General features: G+C 61.8%; 14 protein-coding genes and 2 pseudogenes. 7 read left to right on the top strand and 9 right to left on the bottom strand.

Features of this window, described 5'->3' with window-relative positions; translation table 11 throughout:
• Positions 1 to 53: 53 nt before the first annotated feature.
• Positions 54 to 1001, bottom strand: coding sequence for a choline ABC transporter substrate-binding protein (locus ASC85_RS16540; protein ID WP_057450513.1), 948 nt, complete (start codon positions 999 to 1001; stop codon positions 54 to 56).
• A 424-nt stretch (positions 1002 to 1425) separates the two neighbouring features.
• Between ASC85_RS16540 and ASC85_RS16535 the strand changes: the two are divergent.
• Positions 1426 to 2793: pseudogene (locus ASC85_RS16535) on the top strand (L-serine ammonia-lyase); the annotation flags it as partial.
• 561 nt (positions 2794 to 3354) lie between these two features.
• Positions 3355 to 4458: a GlxA family transcriptional regulator gene (locus tag ASC85_RS16530; RefSeq protein ID WP_003177576.1), complete on the top strand. Its 1104-nt coding sequence runs from the start codon at positions 3355 to 3357 to the stop codon at positions 4456 to 4458.
• 436 nt (positions 4459 to 4894) lie between these two features.
• On the opposite strand, the gene ASC85_RS16525 is transcribed toward ASC85_RS16530, so the two are convergent.
• From ASC85_RS16525 to ASC85_RS16500, 6 genes are all read right to left on the bottom strand, one after another.
• Positions 4895 to 5158 (bottom strand): hypothetical protein, encoded by a 264-nt coding sequence (locus ASC85_RS16525; protein WP_003206350.1) that lies wholly within the window; start codon positions 5156 to 5158, stop codon positions 4895 to 4897.
• Positions 5159 to 5538: 380 nt separating this feature from the next.
• Entirely contained in the window at positions 5539 to 6702 is a 1164-nt protein-coding gene (locus ASC85_RS16520; protein ID WP_057450512.1) for a gamma-butyrobetaine dioxygenase, read from the bottom strand.
• 20 nt (positions 6703 to 6722) lie between these two features.
• On the bottom strand, positions 6723 to 7199 hold the full coding sequence (locus ASC85_RS16515; RefSeq protein WP_057450511.1) for a thioesterase family protein: 477 nt from the start codon (positions 7197 to 7199) through the stop codon (positions 6723 to 6725).
• Between the two features lie 129 nt (positions 7200 to 7328).
• Complete coding sequence (locus tag ASC85_RS16510; protein ID WP_057450510.1) at positions 7329 to 8294, bottom strand: L-carnitine dehydrogenase; 966 nt, start codon at positions 8292 to 8294, stop codon at positions 7329 to 7331.
• Between the two features lie 159 nt (positions 8295 to 8453).
• Positions 8454 to 9341 (bottom strand): 3-keto-5-aminohexanoate cleavage protein, encoded by an 888-nt coding sequence (locus ASC85_RS16505; protein WP_014340599.1) that lies wholly within the window; start codon positions 9339 to 9341, stop codon positions 8454 to 8456.
• A 71-nt stretch (positions 9342 to 9412) separates the two neighbouring features.
• Positions 9413 to 10357, bottom strand: a complete 945-nt coding sequence (locus ASC85_RS16500) for a choline ABC transporter substrate-binding protein (protein ID WP_013694418.1) — start codon at positions 10355 to 10357, stop codon at positions 9413 to 9415.
• A 186-nt stretch (positions 10358 to 10543) separates the two neighbouring features.
• On the opposite strand from ASC85_RS16500, the gene ASC85_RS16495 reads away from it, so the two are divergent.
• Together ASC85_RS16495 and ASC85_RS16490 are read left to right on the top strand one after the other, a co-directional pair.
• Positions 10544 to 11503: a GlxA family transcriptional regulator gene (locus tag ASC85_RS16495; RefSeq protein ID WP_046063292.1), complete on the top strand. Its 960-nt coding sequence runs from the start codon at positions 10544 to 10546 to the stop codon at positions 11501 to 11503.
• A 68-nt stretch (positions 11504 to 11571) separates the two neighbouring features.
• Positions 11572 to 12365, top strand: a pseudogene (locus ASC85_RS16490) (hypothetical protein).
• A gap of 205 nt (positions 12366 to 12570) precedes the next feature.
• Here the strand turns inward: ASC85_RS16490 and ASC85_RS16485 are convergent.
• Positions 12571 to 12987 carry a DUF3010 family protein gene (locus ASC85_RS16485; RefSeq protein ID WP_057450509.1) on the bottom strand — a complete coding sequence of 139 codons (417 nt, stop codon included), beginning with the start codon at positions 12985 to 12987 and terminating at the stop codon, positions 12571 to 12573.
• A 57-nt stretch (positions 12988 to 13044) separates the two neighbouring features.
• A complete protein-coding gene (locus tag ASC85_RS16480; protein WP_057450508.1) occupies positions 13045 to 13446 on the bottom strand; it encodes a lysozyme inhibitor LprI family protein in 402 nt (133 codons plus the stop codon).
• Between the two features lie 235 nt (positions 13447 to 13681).
• On the opposite strand from ASC85_RS16480, the gene ASC85_RS16475 reads away from it, so the two are divergent.
• The 3 genes from ASC85_RS16475 (at position 13682) to dgcA (ending at position 17345) form a co-directional block, all read left to right on the top strand.
• The gene (locus ASC85_RS16475; RefSeq protein ID WP_014340593.1) at positions 13682 to 14659 is read left to right on the top strand and encodes a dipeptidase; all 978 of its coding nucleotides are present in this window, start codon (positions 13682 to 13684) and stop codon (positions 14657 to 14659) included.
• Between the two features lie 79 nt (positions 14660 to 14738).
• Positions 14739 to 15269 carry a 4-vinyl reductase gene (locus ASC85_RS16470; RefSeq protein WP_003177589.1) on the top strand — a complete coding sequence of 177 codons (531 nt, stop codon included), beginning with the start codon at positions 14739 to 14741 and terminating at the stop codon, positions 15267 to 15269.
• 15 nt (positions 15270 to 15284) lie between these two features.
• Positions 15285 to 17345 carry a dimethylglycine demethylation protein DgcA gene (gene dgcA / locus ASC85_RS16465; protein ID WP_057450507.1) on the top strand — a complete coding sequence of 687 codons (2061 nt, stop codon included), beginning with the start codon at positions 15285 to 15287 and terminating at the stop codon, positions 17343 to 17345.
• The last annotated feature ends 159 nt before the right edge of the window (positions 17346 to 17504 follow it).

The raw sequence follows: 17504 nt of genomic DNA, 5'->3' as shown, positions 1-17504 counted from the left end.
GCAAGGGAATAAACAGCCCGGGCGAGCGAACCCGCCCGGCATAACATAAGCAGTTACTGCGCAAGCTTGGCTTTCACGGCGTCCAGGCCAGGTTTACCGTCAATGGTGGTCACGCCAGCCAACCAGGTATCGAGTACCTGTGGGTTTTTCTTCAGCCAGGCCTTGGCGGCGGCCTCCGGCTTCATCTTGTCGTCGAGCACGTTGCCCATCAGCGTGCTTTCCATGTCGACGGTGAACTCGAGGTTTTTCAACAACTGGCCAACGTTGCTGCATTCCTGGCTGTAGCCCTTGCGGGTGTTGGTCGCCACGGTTGCGGCACCGAAGTCGGGGCCGAAGAAGTCATCGCCGCCAGTCAGGTACTGGATCTTGAAGCGGGTGTTCATCGGGTGTGGCGCCCAGCCGAGGAACACCACGTCGGTGCCACGCTTGGCGGCGCGGTCGACCTGCGAAAGCATGCCGGCTTCACTCGACTCGACAACTTTGAAGCCCGCGTCCTTCAGGCCGAAGGCGTTCTTTTCGATCATGCTCTGGATCAGGCGGTTGCCGTCGTTGCCGGGTTCGATCCCGTAGATCTTGCCGTCCAGCTCTTTCTTGAATTTGGGGATGTCCGCGAAGTCGTGCAGGCCTTTGTCATACAAAGCCTGAGGCACGGCGAGGGTGTACTTGGCGCCCTTGAGGTTGGTGCGCACGGTTTCCACGGTGCCGGCTTCGCGGTAGGCCTTGATGTCGTTTTCCATGGTCGGCATCCAGTTGCCGAGGAACACGTCCATGTTCTTGCCGTCGGCCAGGGACTTGTAGGTCACCGGCACGGAAATCATGGTGGTCTTGGTCTTGTAGCCGAGGGCGTCGAGCACCACGCTGGTGGTGGCGGTGGTCACGGTGATGTCGGTCCAGCCGACGTCGGAGAAGTTGACGGTGCTGCACTGTTCGGGTTCAGCAGCGTTGGCCAGCATCGGAAGACTCAGCATGGCGGCCAACAACAACGATGTGGAACCTTTCATGGGTGGACTCCTGGTGTTTTATCGGCGGTGTCCGGTCAGGACAACCGCGCTTATTGGATGTTGCGGTTGGTGGCGCGTGGGCACTCTCTGACACGCGGCCTTGCAAACGAGCCGTAACCGATCATGTACCAGTGCAAATCTGACGCCTACAGGGTGGGTCGTATCCAGTACAGGGAGGGTCGCATCCAGTGTCGGTGACGTCGTTTACAGATTTTTTCCGCCCCTGGCGGGCCTCTGATACGCAGAAAAACGGCGCAAAACCGGGGCCAGGACGGGGCGGCGTTGCTGGGCATGATTGCGTCGGTGTCAGACGTCGGACTCCAAGGCAAAAACCGGATGATGCGGCCATCCCGGCGTTGAGCGTAGCAGCTCCGTCACCGGACGCTCCTGCGCCCGGATGTGCCTGTTCTGGAGGTTTTCGGCAATGGCAATCAGCGTGTTCGACCTGTTCAAAATCGGTATCGGCCCGTCCAGCTCACACACCGTGGGCCCGATGCGGGCCGCCGCCTTGTTCGTGCAAGGTTTGCGTGAGCGAGGACTTTTGGAACAAGTAGCGCGGGTGGAAGTTCAGCTCTACGGTTCGCTTTCAGCCACCGGCATCGGCCACGGCAGCGACAACGCCGTGATCATGGGCTTGATGGGCGAGTGGCCGGACGCGATCGATCCGTCGCAGATTGGTGTGCGCATCGAGCAGCTGCGCGAAACCCAGACCCTGCTGCTGGACAGTCGCCTGCCGGTGCCTTTCGTCTGGTCCCGGGACATGCGCCTGATCGACGAAAACCTGCCATTCCATCCCAACGCCATGACGCTGGTGGCCGAGGCCACCAACGGCGAGCTGCACCGTGACACCTATTACTCGGTCGGCGGTGGTTTCGTCGTTGATCAGGCCCAGGCCACCAGCGGTGTAGTGGACCTGGATCGCACCGAACTGCCTTACGATTTTTCCAGCGCCGAAGAGTTGCTCCAGTTGTGCCGCAGCCACAACCTGCGGGTGGCCGACTTGATGATGGCCAACGAAAAGGTCTGGCGTTCGGAAGACGAGATCCGCAGCGGCCTGATGAAGCTCTGGCGGGCCATGCAGGATTGCGTCGAGCAGGGTCTCAAGCATGAAGGCATCCTGCCGGGCGGTTTGAATGTGCGTCGGCGGGCGGCCAAGTTGCACCGCAGCCTGCAAGAATTGAACAAACCCAATGTCATCGGCTCGACCCTCAGCGCCATGGAGTGGGTCAACCTGTTCGCCCTGGCGGTCAACGAAGAGAACGCCGCCGGCGGGCGCATGGTCACGGCGCCGACCAATGGCGCGGCGGGGATCATTCCGGCGGTGCTGCATTACTTCATGAAGTTCAGCGAAGCGGTCACCGACGCCAACGTCGTGGATTACTTCCTAGGCGCGGCGGCGGTCGGGATCCTGTGCAAGAAGAACGCATCGATTTCCGGCGCCGAGGTCGGTTGCCAGGGCGAAGTGGGATCGGCCTGCGCCATGGCGGCGGCGGGCCTGGCGGAAATCCTCGGGGCCACGCCGGAGCAACTGTGCAACGCGGCGGAAATCGGCCTGGAGCACAACCTCGGCCTGACGTGCGACCCAGTGGGCGGCCTGGTGCAGGTGCCGTGCATCGAGCGCAACGCGATCGCCGCGGTCAAGGCCATCAACGCCGCCCAAATGGCCCTGCGCGGGGACGGCCAGCATTTCATCTCCCTGGACCGGGTGATCCGCACCATGCGTGATACCGGTGCCGACATGCATGACAAATACAAAGAGACCTCGCGCGGCGGCTTGGCGGTCAGTGCGGTAGGAGCTGTCGAGTGCAACGAGGCTGCGATCTTTCCCCAGACACTTGAATCTCAAGCGAAAGATCAAAAGATCGCAGGCTTCGCCAGCTCCTACAGGGCCGAGCGGGAGCAAGCTCCTTCAATACAGATGAATGTAAAAATCGCTCACAAAATGAACACCAATCTGCAAACGCGCCACCTTTTAGCGCGTCGCAAACAGACAAGCCCCCAGTTGTCGAGCCAACCACTGAATCGCGCTCGACTGTCCGTCATCCGCACCTGTGGTGATACTCGTTGCGCAAGCGGCGCAGCCCAGTTCCCACAAGTGCTACCGAACTGCTCACGGCCCGCTGTGACAGGTGTCTGCCGCCCTTGATGGCGCTCATAACCCGTAGTCGATGCACGCCTTATATAGACAGGTCGTGATGTCGTTTTCAGGATTTATTGAACGCGTATTCAATTTTAGGCATGGCAATTGCTCTATTGCTGTAAAGCCCAGCTCCTTTGTGAGAACGAGGGCAATAACCAATAAAAAGAGCCTCCGCCTGAGGCCATCACCCGCTTTGTGTGAGGAGATACCGCGATGACGACGTCCAACTCCGGGGCCCAACCCCAGAACCGTGCGCCTCAATCCATCGGCTTTTTGCTGCTGGACAATTTCACGCTGATTTCCCTGGCGTCCGCGGTAGAACCGCTACGCATGGCCAACCAACTGTCCGGTCGCGAGCTGTATCGCTGGACGACCCTTACGGTCGATGGCGGCCAGGTCTGGGCCAGCGACGGCTTGCAGATCACCCCCGACGCCTCGATGCACAAGGCGCCGGCCCTGGATACTGTCATCGTCTGTGGCGGCATCGGCATCCAGCGCACCGTGACCCGCGAACACGTGTCGTGGCTGCAGAGCCAGGCCCGCCAATCCCGTCGCCTCGGCGCGGTTTGTACCGGCAGTTGGGCCCTGGCCTGCGCCGGCCTGCTGGACGGCTTCGATTGCAGCGTGCACTGGGAATGCCTGGCGGCAATGCAGGAAGCTTTCCCACGGGTGTCGATGAGCACCCGTTTGTTCACCCTTGACCGCAACCGCTTCACCAGCTCCGGTGGCACCGCGCCGCTGGACATGATGCTGCACCTGATCAGCCGCGATCACGGTCGTGAACTGTCGGCAGCGATCTCGGAAATGTTTGTCTACGAGCGTATCCGCAACGAACAGGATCACCAGCGTGTGCCGCTCAAGCACATGCTCGGCACCAACCAGCCGAAGTTGCAGGAAATCGTCGCGCTGATGGAAGCCAACCTCGAAGAGCCGATCGACCTGGACGAGCTGGCGGTGTACGTCGCCGTGTCCCGGCGTCAGCTGGAGCGGTTGTTCCAGAAATACCTGCACTGCTCGCCGTCGCGCTATTACCTCAAGCTGCGGCTGATTCGTGCACGGCAACTGCTCAAGCAGACGCCGATGTCGATCATCGAAGTGGCCTCGGTGTGCGGCTTCGTCTCCACCCCGCACTTCTCCAAGTGCTACCGCGAATACTTCGGCATTCCACCACGGGACGAGCGCGTCGGTTCCAACACCACGCAACAGGTGGCGATGATGCCGCTGCCGCAAGCGCTGGTGCTGTCGCCATTGTCCGGGCCGCTGTCGGCGCTGAGCCAGGCGCGTAATGAGTCGACGTTTGCCAGTGTGAGGCTCTGAGACCGTAGCGCCTTCATCGCGAGCAAGCTCGCTCCCACAGTTGGATTGGGGTTTGGCTGGAGAGACAGGTCGGCTGTAAGGCCGCCTCGCGAGCAAGCTTTGCTCCCACAGAACCTGCTCAAACAAGTCTGATGGGTGTACGACCGGGAGAGCCAGGTCGGCTACTAGGCTGCCTCGCGGCGGGCCCACGGAGCAATGCCTTCGTTCGGGCATGCCGAGCCAAAGCGAGGCACCGAGTGGTGGGGCAGAAGCGCTTTGGTTACTTTCGACTGGGCCGGCTTCCGGGCTTTTCGAAAGTGACCCGCTGTAAAAGCGGAACCATAAGTGGCCGTTACCGCAGCAACGGATATGTACTCAGTCAGGCCGCCATCGCGAGCAAGCTCGCTCTCACAGGTTTTGTGAACGACACAGATCCTGTGGGAGCAATTGGGTTCTGTCAGGCGCTATGGTTTTGCTGGTAATCCGTCAGAGCCGGCAACAGCTGCTTATCGATCGCCTGGCGCACCGCCGGCAGGATGGTGGCGCTGCTGGTGTACATCTCCTTGACCATCCGCCGCAATTCATTGGCACGGACAGTGTCCAGCCCCCGCACGGCGCACTCGCACGCCTGCTCGGCAGTGGAGCCACTGGGTATTTGCAGGCCCAGGGCCTTGAGATGGCCCAGCAGGTCTTCCTGGTCGATCAAATCGGCGTACATCATGACGCTTTTCCTTGTTCAGGGATTGGGGTCGTGTCTCGATTCTGGTAGCCACCCGAAGCGGCGGCAAGGGCAAATGGTCGCAATGTCATGAATGACTATGGAGGCGTCGTTTTCGGCTAACTTGCACGGACTTGGACTGGGCACACTGGCCTCAAGCTGAATCACGATGGTTTGGTCACCCTCGCGCGACAGCTCCTCCAGTAACGCAACCTGCCCCGATCCTGTCACGGCTTGATCGGGGATTTTTTTGCCTGTGTGAATCTGGGAGAGATGGGTTGTAGGACAGACCGCTATCGCGAGCAGGCTCGCTCCCACAGGTTTTGTGAGCGACACAGAACCACTGTGGGAGCGAGCCTGCTCGCGATGAACGATGACGCGGTCTAGCGCTGCAACACCAGAATCCGCGACAACAACTCATCCCGATCCACATAGCACCCCTGGAAATGCCGGGCCCCGGAAGCCGGGTCGAAGGCATTGCGGGCGTGGAGCGTGCGGCGGTTGTCGAAGCACCAGAGTTGGCCGGGCTCGAGACGCTGTATCAGGCGAAATTGTGGCTCGCGGGTCAGGGCGATGAAGCGGCGGTAGGCGCGGTAAAGCTTGGGCATCTGCTCGACCGAGGTGTCGAACGGCCCGCGCAGGAAGTTCGCCATGCGGATTTCCGAAACCTGGCCGAGGGCGTCCAGCGCGATGATGGGCGCCAGGCAGCGGTAGTCGCTGCGACGGTCCTTGTTGCGAAACTCCACCGGGATCCGGCACAGCGCGTCGAAGGCCTCGGGGTCTTCCTGGCGCAGCGCTTCAGCAATGGAAAACCCGTCGACAAAAATGCTCTCGCCGCCGTCGGCGTCATTCACCAGACAATGCAAGAATTGCAGCCCCGGCTGCAATTCCCGGGTCGGCAAATCACTGTGCAGCGGCAGGTTGAAAGCGGTGTAGGCGTTGCTGTCGGCATCGGCCTTCGACTGCACATTGAACAGCACACCGAAGTTGCTCTCGCGAATAAAGGAAATGCGCTGGGCAATCCGTTTCAGCGAGCCGGGTTCGGTGGGTACGCCGCGCACTTGGGTCAGGCCGATGTCGCGCACCGCCAGCAACCATTGCAACAACGCCTCGGTGTCGTCCATCAGCGCCGGGTAGTCGAACACTGGCAATTGCAGGTCGTGCCGCCACAGTTGGCGCCGGGGCTTGTTCGCCAGGCGCTCGGCTCGGGATTGGTCATCGTAGGCGTGGGCGCGCAACCAGCCGGGGTCGAAACGGCTCTGGTGACCGTCCTGCCAGTCCACGCACAGACAGCCTTCGTCATCGAGGTAGGTTGCGCCGGGGGCAATGTTTTCAGGGACGTCGACGATCTCCAGCACCTGTTCGCGGGTGACGCTGTAGACGCATTGAGGGCAAGGGCAGTTGTCCCGCAGCCACGGGTGATGAAAGGGGCTGGCCCGGCCATCGGCCCACGTCACTTGCACCCGGTCGGCCAACGGTGTGGCGGCGGTCAATGGGAAGATCAAGGGGTAACGGCGGAAGTCGGCAAAAGCGGCGGCGGTGTTCATGACGATCTCCTGTGCAAGGCTTATCGGGCGGGAGGCAGGGCGATGACCCGGCCGATGTAGGTCGGCGGCGGCAGGTCGGTTTGTTCTTCGAGCAAAGCGTCGAGCCGGCCCAGGGTCTGTTCCGTGAAGGGCGCCGAGCTCGGGCCGGCCAGGTCGACGTGCAGCAGCATCTGTTCATTGCCGGCCAGCTCTTTATCACCGCCGACCAGATGCAGGCTGTGGTAGAGGTGCAGGCGTTTGGCGTCGTGGCCGATGATGTGCGTATGCACCTCGACATGAGCGTCGAGCTTCACTTCGTGCAGGTAGTTCAGGTGCAGTTCGAGGGTGAACAACGAGTGGCCGCTGGCTTCGCGGTTCTGGCTGTCCAGGCCGAGCCGGTCCATCAGCGCGTCGGTGGCGTAGCTGAAGATCAGCAGGTAGAAGGCATCGCGCAGGTGGCCGTTGTAATCGACCCATTCGGGGAGGATGCGGGTTTGGTAGGTGGTGAGGGTGGGCATGGCTGTCTCCGAGCATGATCGTTCCCACGCTCTGCGTGGGAACGCCTCTTGTGACGCTCTGCGTCACGCTTCATTCGGAACGCGGAGCGTCCCGGGCTGCATTCCCACGCAGAGCATGGGAACGATCAGTTACTCGGCAAAGGCCATCCCATGCTTTTCTTTGGTGGCCTTCACCGCCTCCAGCACCGCCAGCAGGCAATCATCACGATAGCGTTCCAGGGCCGGGATGCTGTGGCTGCCCAATTGCGCGCTCGTGCCGTCCACCACGTCGTCGATCAGCTTCTCGGTCAGCTCTGGCGCTGGCAGGTAGGTCCACGGCAGTTGCAGCGCCGGGCCGAACTGGGCCATGAAGTGCCGCATCCCGGCATCGCCGCCGGCCAGGGTGTAGGTCAGGAACGTGCCCATGAACGACCAGCGCAAGCCAGCGCCAAAGCGGATCGCATCGTCGATTTCCCCGGTGGTCGCCACCCCGTCGTTGACCAGATGCAGCGCCTCGCGCCAGAGCGCTTCGAGCAGGCGGTCGGCAATGAAACCGGGCACTTCCTTGCGCACGTGCAGTGGCCGCATGCCGAGGGATTCATACACCTGCATCGCCGCCTGCACGGCTTCGGGCGCGGTGTTTTTGCCGCCGACCACTTCCACCAGCGGCAACAGGTAGACCGGGTTGAACGGGTGCCCGACCACGCAGCGCTCCGGATGGGTGGCGCCTTCGTAGAATTCGCTCGGCAGCAGCCCCGAGGTGCTGGAACCGATCAACGCGTTCGGCTTGGCGGCGGCGCTGATCTGGCCGTGCAGTTCGAGTTTCAGTTCCAGGCGCTCGGGGGCGCTTTCCTGGATGAAGTCGGCGTCGCGCACACACTCCTCGATGGTCGCGACAAAGCGCAGCCGATCTTGCGAAGCACCGGGTGCCAGGCCTTGTTTCTCCAGGGCGCCCCAGGCATTGGCGACGCGCTTGCGCAAGGCTGCTTCGGCACCCGGCGCCGGGTCCCAGGCGACGACGTCCAGGCCATGGGCCAGGGCCCGGCTGACCCAGCCGCTGCCGATCACACCGCTGCCCAGGGCGGCGAAGGTCTTGATGTCGGTGATAAAACTCATGGTGATTTCCTGAAAAATAGTTCGGTGATCTCCTGTGGGAGCACGGCTTGCCCGCGATGGCGGCAATAGGTTCAACGGGGATGTCGACTGACATACCGTTATCGCGGGCAAGCCTTGCTCCCACAGGTTGTGCCCCCAATAGGGGAAGTTGGTGTCGGCTCAGCCGCGCTGGGTCAGCCCCATTTTCTTGCGACCTTCAGCCGGGGTCAGCACGCGGGCGCCGAGGCGGCTGAGGATCTCGCCAGCACGTTCCACCAGTTGGCCGTTGGTAGCGAGTACGCCTTTGTCCAGCCAGAGGTTGTCCTCCAGACCGACCCGCACGTTGCCCCCCAGCAGCACCGCCTGGGCGGCCATTGGCATTTGCATGCGGCCGATACCGAAGCCGGCCCACACCGCGTCCGCCGGCAGGTTGTCGACCATGGCTTTCATGGTGGTGGTGTCGGCCGGTGCGCCCCATGGGATGCCCAGGCAGAGTTGGAACAGCGGGTTGTCCAGCAGGCCTTCCTTGATCAGTTGCTTGGCGAACCACAGGTGACCGGTGTCGAAGATTTCCAGCTCGGCCTTGACCCCCAGCTCAGTGATGCGCTTGGCGCCGGCCCGCAGTTGCGCCGGGGTGGAGACGTAAATGGTGTCGCCGTCGCCGAAGTTCAGGGTGCCGCAATCCAGCGTGCAGATTTCCGGCAACAGCTCTTCGACGTGGGCCAGGCGGGTCAGCGGCCCCACCAGGTCGGTGTTGGGGCCGAACTCCATCGGCCGTTCGCCCGCACCGATCTCCAGGTCGCCGCCCATGCCGGCGGTGAGATTGACGATGATGTCCACGTCCGCCTCACGGATGCGTTCCATCACTTCGCGGTACAGCGCCACGTCGCGGCTGAACTTGCCGGTCTGCGGGTCGCGGACGTGGCAGTGGACCACCGTGGCCCCGGCCTTCGCCGCCTCGACGGCAGCGGCGGCGATCTGTTTCGGGGTGACCGGTACGTGAGGGCTCTTGGCGGTCGTGTCGCCAGCACCGGTGAGTGCGCAGGTGATGATGACGTCGTGGTTCATGGTGCGGATTCCTTCAGGCGTGGTGAGTCACTGCGCAGCCCTTTGGTGCTGCGCAGATGGAGAACGTTTAGTCAGTTACTGGTGAGTTTCAGGTTGTCGGCGGCGGGCTTGCCGTCGAAGGTGGTCACGCCTTCGAGCCAGCGCTGCTTGTCTTGCGGATGGTCCTTGAGCCATTGCCGGGCCGATTCGAGCGGGTCCTTGTGATCGAGCAACGGCTGCATCATCCGGCTTTCATCTTCGGCGCTGAACGTCAGGTTGCTCAGCAAGCGGCCGACGTTCGGGCATTGTTGGGCGTAGTCCGGCGCGGTGACGGTCCAGACGGTGGCCATGCCTTCGTTCGGGCCGAGGGCGTCGTCGCTGCCGGTGAGGTAGGTCATTTGCACGTTGACGTTCATCGGGTGCGGCGCCCAGCCGAAGAACACCACGGCTTCCTTGCGGCGCACGGCACGGTCCACGGCGGCGAGCATGCCGGCTTCGCTGGACTCCACCAGCTGGAATTTGCCCAGACCGAACTGGTTCTTGGCGATCATTGCCTTGATCTGGGTATTGGCGCCGGAGCCGGGCTCGATGCCGTAGATCTTGCCGCCCAACTCTTTTTCGAATTTGGCGATGTCGGCGAAGGTCTTCAGGCCCTTGTCGGCCAAGTAGGTCGGCACGGCCAGGGTCGCGCGGGCGTCCTTGAGGCTTGGCTGCTCCAGCACCTTGACCTGCTTGGCCTCGACGAACGGGGTGATGGTCTGGGTCATCAACGGGTTCCAGTAGCCCAGGAACAGGTCCAGGCGCTGGTCACGGATGCCGGCGAAGATGATTTGCTGGGAGGCGCTGGTTTGCTTGGTCTTGTAGCCGAGGCCGTCGAGCATCACTTGGGTCAGGGCGCTGGTGGCGATGACGTCGGTCCAGTTGACCACGCCCAGGCGCACGTTCTGGCACGCGGCGGGCTCGGCAGCCATGGCGGCGCCATTGAGCAAAGTGGTACCGCAAAGTGCAAGTACACAGGAGCTGATCAGTCGTTTCATGTCGGGTTCCTCGGCAGCTTATTGTTATGGGTTCCGGCATCTGCGCACCGGTGATGCCAAGTTACGCAGCCCGGCGCCTGGCAAAACGCACAGCGGCGACGTGCTCTTGCACTGCAGCGACTCTTGAACGGGCGTTGCAACTGGCGTATCAAGGTCCGCACGCTACCCGCCAACCGAGTGCGCTCCATGTCCCAGGATTTCTACTTTTTGTTGATGCCGGGTTTTTCGGCCATCGGTTTCATTTCGGCCATCGAGCCGTTGCGGGTTGCCAATCGTTTTCGCGGCGAGCTGTACCGCTGGCATGTGCTGAGTGTCGATGGCGGGCCGGTGCTGGCGAGCAATGGCATGTCGGTCAACGCCGATGCCGCACTGGAGCCCTTGAAGAAAGGCGCGACCCTTTGGGTGGTGGCCGGGTTCGAGCCGCTGAAATTCGCCACCCCGGCACTGGAGCGCTGGCTGCATCGGCTGGACAACGAAGGCGTGACCCTGGGCGGTATCGACACCGGCAGTGTGGTGCTGGCCGAGGCGGGGCTGTTGGAAGGGCACCGCGTGACCTTGCATTGGGAAGCGATCGAGGCGTTCAAGGAGTCCTATCCGCAACTCAGCGTGACCCAGGAACTGTTCGAAATCGACCGTCGCCGCATCACCTGTGCGGGCGGCACTGCGTCCATCGACCTGATGCTGGACTTGATCGGCCAGGCCCACGGTTCGGAACTGGCGATCCAGGTCAGTGAGCAGTTCGTGCTCGGCCGCATCCGCCCGCGCAAAGACCACCAGCGCATGGAAATCGCCAACCGCTATGGCATTCGCAACAAGAAGCTGGTGCATGTCATCGGCGAGATGGAAACCCACAGCGAACCGCCCCTGAGCACCTTGGCGCTGGCCGAGTCTATCAACGTCACCCGTCGCCAGCTCGAACGCCTGTTCCGCCTGCACCTGAACGACACCCCGAGCAACTTCTACTTGCGTCTGCGCCTGGAGAAGGCCCGGCAGCTGCTGCGCCAGACCGACATGAGTGTGTTGGAAGTGAGCATCGCCTGCGGCTTTGAGTCACCGTCGTACTTCACCCGCAGCTATCGGGCACGGTTCGAGCGCTGCCCGCGAGAGGATCGGCGGCGGCAGGGGGATGGGCGGGAGCTGGTTTGACGGGCTTTTATACTCAATTATGCTCGCGACTGTAAATTATACCTGCCGCCATAATTGAGTATAAAACCATCTCCAAGCACCCCGGTTTTGTCTTCCAGCGCCCCGATCTGGCCCGCAATATTGTCGATGGGCTGGCCGGCGCCGGGATCCAGGATTACACCTCAGACCTGTTCCTGGCCGCGCCAAGGCGTACCGGAAAAGTACATTCCTGCCGAAGACTTGATTCCGGAATGCGAGACGCGAGGTTGGCTCGCGGTCTACGTCGACCTTTGGGCCAACAAGGAGAACGACCCTGCCGACCTGATCGCCTCGGCCATCGCCGGGGCACTGGTGCCTTATGAAAAGGGCCTTCACCCAAGCCTACACCGCCCACTTGAACGCACACCTGGCCCAGACCAACCAGTTCAACGCCGATGACCTCGACCAGGCTTTTGAGTTGGTTGGGCACCGTCCCGAGATGTTGCGCAGCGTCATCGGCGAAATTGCCCTGGAGCTGGGTGAGGCGAGCCAGTTGGGTGACTTGCTGCGCAATAGCGCTGAAATGCTGCGCGCCGGCGTCTGGACCGAGTTCGAGAGCGCCTGGAACGCCCTGACGGTGCCCCAGCGCGCCGTGTTGCAGGTCATGGCCGAGCGCTCGCAAAACAACGAACCCTTCGCATCTTTCACCGATTCAACGCTGGAGGCGGTGGGCAAGGCACTGAGGACCATGGGAAGCGAAGTCGTGCCCGGTACCCAGACCATCCAATCCTGTATTGATGCGCTGCGTGAAAAGGAATTGGTGTGGAAGTCCAACCGTGGTGGTTATGCGCTGGAGGACAAGGCGTTTGCCGATTGGTTGAAGGGGTATCGCCAGCAACATTGAATTTTGAATATATCCCGTGGCGAGGGAGCTTGCTCCCGCTGGGTGGCGTCTTGTAGGAGCTGTCGAGCGAAGCGAGGCTGCGATCTTTCCCCAGACACTTGAGTCCCAAGTGAAAGATCAAAAGATCGCAGGCTTCGCCAGCTCCTACAGAGCCGAGCGGGAGCAAGCTCCCTCGCAACAGGTATTGTGTTCGGCTGGAAAAGGTCTATTTCTTCACCAGCGCCGAACACGCCGCCTTGTACGCCTCATGCTGATACTTGTTCAGCGTTGCCGGCAGGGCGAAGTCATGTTTCTTGCTCTGCGCATTGATGGTCTGCGGCGACAGCAGCGTCACCTCGCAACCGTCGAGCAACTGGAAAACCCCTTCGATCTTGAACGTCGTCGGCCCACCGGCGAACTCACCTTTCTTGCTGCGCTTCTTGATGGCGATGCGTTCGATACCGTTATCCGTCACGAACGCCCGGACCTGAGCAGCAAACGCCTTGACGTTGGCGGCTTCGTCATCGTCGTCCAGGGCGATTTTCTTGGTGTTCAGCGGGACGTGGCTCAGCGCCTGTTGATCCAGCGAGGCAACGGCGATGATTGCTTCGCTGCCTTTGATTTCGATGCCGCACGTTTTCATGTGAATCCCTTTACCAATGATGCAAGCAGCTTACCGCGCTAAACGGCTTCTGAAGCATCACTCCTGCCCAATCGACTCCAAAAACTCCGACCGATCATCGCTCACCTGGGCCATGCAGTCGTTTTCGGCGATTTTGTAGGTTTCGCTGCCGGGTTTGGCCGGGAAGGCGGCGATGGCGCAGTCGGCCTCGCGCTGTTTTTGCCACAGTTGCTGGGCGGCCTTGACCTTGGTGGTGATGTCGTTGAGCTGGGCCTTGTCGCTGGCGTAGCGGGTTTGCAGGCGCTCTAAGAGGCTTTGCAGGTTTTCGCCCAGCAATTGTTCGGCGGCGGTTTTGCCGTAGACCGAGCAGGCCAGGGTCTGGACGTCGTTTTCAACTTCGTCGCAGGGGTTGGGCCCGGTGTCTTCGGTTGCGTGTGCCAGGGTGCTGATCAGTGCCAAAGCCAGGAAGAGTGATTTCATCGCGTTGCCGCTCGAGTCCAGTGAAAACCAGTGATGCGGCGGATTCTGGCGCAAGCGTCGGCTAAAGAACAGACGGGCAGGGTGGGCCTGTTGTAGTCCATTGTCGTGGATTGACGCTTTCGGCAATTCCCCTGTCGTTTTTGCACCGGGTCGCCACGGCCCTCAGGCATATGCTGGCCCCAAAGCGCCGGCACACGATTCGGCGCATGAATCGCTGACAAAAGGGGACTGCCTGATGAGCCCAGCCGAATTGCACGCCGACAGCATCGTTATCGACGGGCTGATCATTGCCAAGTGGAACCGCGACCTGTTCGAAGACATGCGCAAGGGCGGCCTGACCGCAGCCAACTGCACCGTGTCGGTGTGGGAAGGTTTCCAGGCCACCATCAACAACATCGCCGCCAGCCAGAAACTGATCCGCGAGAACAGCGACCTGGTGATCCCGGTGAAAACCACCGCCGACATCCGTCGCGCCAAGGAACAGGGCAAGACCGGCATCATCTTCGGTTTCCAGAACGCCCACGCCTTCGAAGACCAACTCGGCTACGTCGAGATCTTCAAGCAGTTGGGCGTGGGTGTGGTGCAGATGTGCTACAACACCCAGAACCTGGTCGGCACCGGTTGCTACGAGCGTGACGGCGGCCTGTCGGGCTTCGGTCGCGAAATCGTCGCCGAGATGAACCGGGTCGGCATCATGTGCGACCTATCCCACGTCGGTTCCAAGACCTCCGAAGAGGTCATCCTCGAATCGAAGAAGCCGGTGTGCTACTCCCACTGCCTGCCGTCCGGCCTGAAAGAACACCCGCGCAACAAGTCCGATGAAGAGCTGAAGTTCATTGCCGACCACGGCGGTTTCGTCGGTGTGACCATGTTCGCGCCGTTCCTGGCCAAGGGCATCGATTCGACCATCGACGACTACGCCGAAGCCATCGAATACACCATGAACATCGTCGGTGAAGACGCCATCGGTATCGGCACCGACTTCACCCAGGGCCACGGCCAGGACTTCTTTGAAATGCTGACCCACGACAAGGGCTACGCCCGTCGTCTGACCAGCTTCGGCAAGATCATCAACCCCCTGGGCATCCGCACCGTGGGCGAGTTCCCGAACCTCACCGAGACGCTGCTCAAGCGCGGCCATCCTGAGCGGGTAGTGCGCAAGATCATGGGTGAGAACTGGGTGAACGTCCTCAAGGACGTCTGGGGCGAATAAACCCCGTTGCATCACTGAATCCTTTACCTGCGGCCACTCGCGCCGCAGGCACATCACGAATTTCCGGAGTCAAGTTTTCATGGCCAAGATCGCCCCGCAACTGCCTATCGAAGTCGACAGCGAAACCGGTGTCTGGACCTCCGACGCCCTGCCGATGCTGTACGTGCCACGGCACTTTTTCGTCAACAACCACATGGGCATCGAAGAAGTGCTGGGCGCCGACGCCTACGCCGAGATTCTCTACAAGGCCGGCTACAAATCCGCCTGGCACTGGTGTGAAAAAGAAGCCGAATGCCATGGCCTGGAAGGCGTCGCGGTGTTCGAACACTACATGAAGCGCCTGTCGCAGCGTGGCTGGGGCCTGTTCAAGATCCAGGACATCGACCTGGACAAAGGCACCGCCAGCGTCAAGCTCGAACACTCGGCATTCGTCTATGTGTACGGCAAGGTCGGGCGCAAGGTCGACTACATGTTCACCGGCTGGTTCGCCGGTGCCATGGACCAGATCCTCGCCGCGCGCGGCAGCAAGATCCGCACCGTGGCCGAGCAGGTCTACGGCGGTTCCGAAGAAGGCCACGACGACGGCCTGTTCATCGTCAAGCCGTTGTAAGTCGAGGATCGCACCATGGCTTTTGAAGCAATGTTCCAGCCGATCCAGATCGGCAAGCTGACCATCCGCAACCGCGTGCTCAGCACCGCGCACGCCGAGGTCTACGCCACCGACGGCGGCATGACCACCGACCGGTACGTGAAGTATTACGAAGAGAAGGCCAAGGGCGGCATCGGCCTGGCAATCTGCGGTGGCTCGTCCGTGGTCGCCATCGACAGCCCGCAGGAGTGGTGGAGTTCGGTGAACCTGTCCACCGACCGCATCATTCCGCACTTCCAGAACCTGGCCGACGCCATGCACAAGCATGGCGCTAAGATCATGATTCAGATTACCCACATGGGCCGGCGCTCGCGTTGGGACGGTTTCAACTGGCCGACCCTGATGTCGCCGTCCGGTGTGCGTGAGCCGGTGCACCGCGCCACCTGCAAGACCATCGAGCCGGAAGAGATCTGGCGGGTGATCGGCAACTACGCCCAGGCCGCACGGCGCGCCAAGGCCGGTGGCCTGGACGGCGTCGAGCTGTCCGCCGTGCACCAGCACATGATCGACCAGTTCTGGAGCCCGCGGGTCAACAAGCGTACCGACGAATGGGGCGGCACCTTCGAAGGCCGCATGAAGTTCGGCCTGGAAGTGTTGAAAGCCGTGCGCGCCGAAGTAGGCGACGATTTCTGTGTAGGCATGCGCCTGTGCGGTGACGAATTCCACCCGGATGGCTTGTCCCACGAGGACATGAAGCAGATCGCCAAGTACTACGATGACACCGGCATGCTGGATTTCATCGGTGTGGTGGGCTCGGGTTGCGACACTCACAACACCCTGGCCAACGTCATCCCGAACATGAGTTATCCACCGGAGCCGTTCCTGCACCTGGCCGCCGGTATCAAGGAAGTGGTCAAGGTTCCGGTGTTGCACGCGCAGAACATCAAGGACCCGAACCAGGCCACGCGGATCCTGGAGGGCGGTTACGTCGACATGGTCGGCATGACCCGCGCCCACATCGCCGACCCGCACCTGATCGCCAAGATCAAGATGGGCCAGATCGACCAGATCAAGCAGTGCGTCGGCGCCAACTACTGCATCGACCGCCAGTACCAGGGCCTGGACGTGCTGTGCATCCAGAACGCCGCGACGTCCCGTGAATACATGGGCGTGCCGCACATCATCGAGAAGTCCACCGGGCCGAAACGCAAGGTGGTCGTCGTGGGTGCCGGCCCAGCGGGGATGGAAGCGGCGCGTGTGGCCGCCGAACGGGGGCATGATGTGACCCTGTTCGAGAAAAAGGAATTCATCGGCGGGCAGATCACCACCGCCTCGAAAGCGCCGCAACGGGACCAGATCGCCGGTATCACCCGCTGGTTCCAACTGGAGCTGGCGCGGTTGAAAGTCGACCTGCGCCTGGGCGTGGCGGCTGATGCGGCAACCATCATGGACTTGCGTCCGGACGTGGTGGTGCTGGCCGTCGGCGGCCATCCGTACCTGGAGCAGAACGAGCACTGGGGCGCCGCCGAAGGGCTGGTGGTCAGTAGCTGGGACGTGCTCGACGGCAAGGTTGCACCGGGCAAGAACGTACTGGTCTACGACACCATTTGCGAGTTCACCGGCATGTCGGTGGCCGACTTCCTTGCCGACAAGGGCAGCCAGGTCGAGATCGTCACCGACGACATCAAGCCGGGCGTGGCCATTGGCGGGACGTCGTTCCCCACCTACTACCGCAGCATGTACCCCAAGGAAGTGATCATGACCGGGGACATGATGCTGGAGAAGGTCTACCGCGAAGGCGACAAGCTGGTGGCGGTGCTGGAGAACGAATACACCGGCGCCAAGGAAGAACGCGTGGTGGACCAGGTGGTGGTGGAAAACGGCGTGCGGCCGGACGAGGAAATCTACTACGCGCTCAAGGAAGGCTCGCGCAACAAGGGCCAGATCGACGTTGAAGCCCTGTTCGCGATCAAGCCCCAGCCGTGCCTGGAGCAGAGTGGCGACGGCTACCTGCTGTTCCGCATCGGCGACTGTGTGGCCCAGCGTAATACCCACGCGGCCATCTACGACGCCCTGCGGTTGTGCAAGGATTTCTAACGGCTTGTGGATAACCCTGTGGGAGCAAGGCTTGCCCGCGATAAATGCGACACGGAGGATCTGACTGACCGAGTCGATCGCATCGCGGGCAAGCCTTGCTCCCACAGGAATCGGGCAAGGCATCCAGCTAGTTTGGCCTGCAAGACCTGTGGTCTTTGG

The sequence above is a fragment of the Pseudomonas sp. Root401 genome, assembly GCF_001425105.1.
Lineage (GTDB): Bacteria > Pseudomonadota > Gammaproteobacteria > Pseudomonadales > Pseudomonadaceae > Aquipseudomonas > Aquipseudomonas brassicacearum.
Note: the sequence above shows the minus strand (reverse complement) of the source record. Positions and strands in the feature narration are given on the sequence as shown.

Excerpts from the sequence above, each read along its gene's own strand:
- ASC85_RS16540 (WP_057450513.1), bottom strand. The coding sequence starts at position 1,001 with ATGAAAGGTTCCACATCGTTGTTGTTGGCCGCCATGCTGAGTCTTCCG.
- ASC85_RS16530 (WP_003177576.1), top strand. The coding sequence starts at position 3,355 with ATGACGACGTCCAACTCCGGGGCCCAACCCCAGAACCGTGCGCCTCAA.
- ASC85_RS16525 (WP_003206350.1), bottom strand. The coding sequence starts at position 5,158 with ATGATGTACGCCGATTTGATCGACCAGGAAGACCTGCTGGGCCATCTC.
- ASC85_RS16520 (WP_057450512.1), bottom strand. The coding sequence starts at position 6,702 with ATGAACACCGCCGCCGCTTTTGCCGACTTCCGCCGTTACCCCTTGATC.
- ASC85_RS16515 (WP_057450511.1), bottom strand. The coding sequence starts at position 7,199 with ATGCCCACCCTCACCACCTACCAAACCCGCATCCTCCCCGAATGGGTC.
- ASC85_RS16510 (WP_057450510.1), bottom strand. The coding sequence starts at position 8,294 with ATGAGTTTTATCACCGACATCAAGACCTTCGCCGCCCTGGGCAGCGGT.
- ASC85_RS16505 (WP_014340599.1), bottom strand. The coding sequence starts at position 9,341 with ATGAACCACGACGTCATCATCACCTGCGCACTCACCGGTGCTGGCGAC.
- ASC85_RS16500 (WP_013694418.1), bottom strand. The coding sequence starts at position 10,357 with ATGAAACGACTGATCAGCTCCTGTGTACTTGCACTTTGCGGTACCACT.
- ASC85_RS16495 (WP_046063292.1), top strand. The coding sequence starts at position 10,544 with ATGTCCCAGGATTTCTACTTTTTGTTGATGCCGGGTTTTTCGGCCATC.
- ASC85_RS16485 (WP_057450509.1), bottom strand. The coding sequence starts at position 12,987 with ATGAAAACGTGCGGCATCGAAATCAAAGGCAGCGAAGCAATCATCGCC.
- ASC85_RS16480 (WP_057450508.1), bottom strand. The coding sequence starts at position 13,446 with ATGAAATCACTCTTCCTGGCTTTGGCACTGATCAGCACCCTGGCACAC.
- ASC85_RS16475 (WP_014340593.1), top strand. The coding sequence starts at position 13,682 with ATGAGCCCAGCCGAATTGCACGCCGACAGCATCGTTATCGACGGGCTG.
- ASC85_RS16470 (WP_003177589.1), top strand. The coding sequence starts at position 14,739 with ATGGCCAAGATCGCCCCGCAACTGCCTATCGAAGTCGACAGCGAAACC.
- dgcA (WP_057450507.1), top strand. The coding sequence starts at position 15,285 with ATGGCTTTTGAAGCAATGTTCCAGCCGATCCAGATCGGCAAGCTGACC.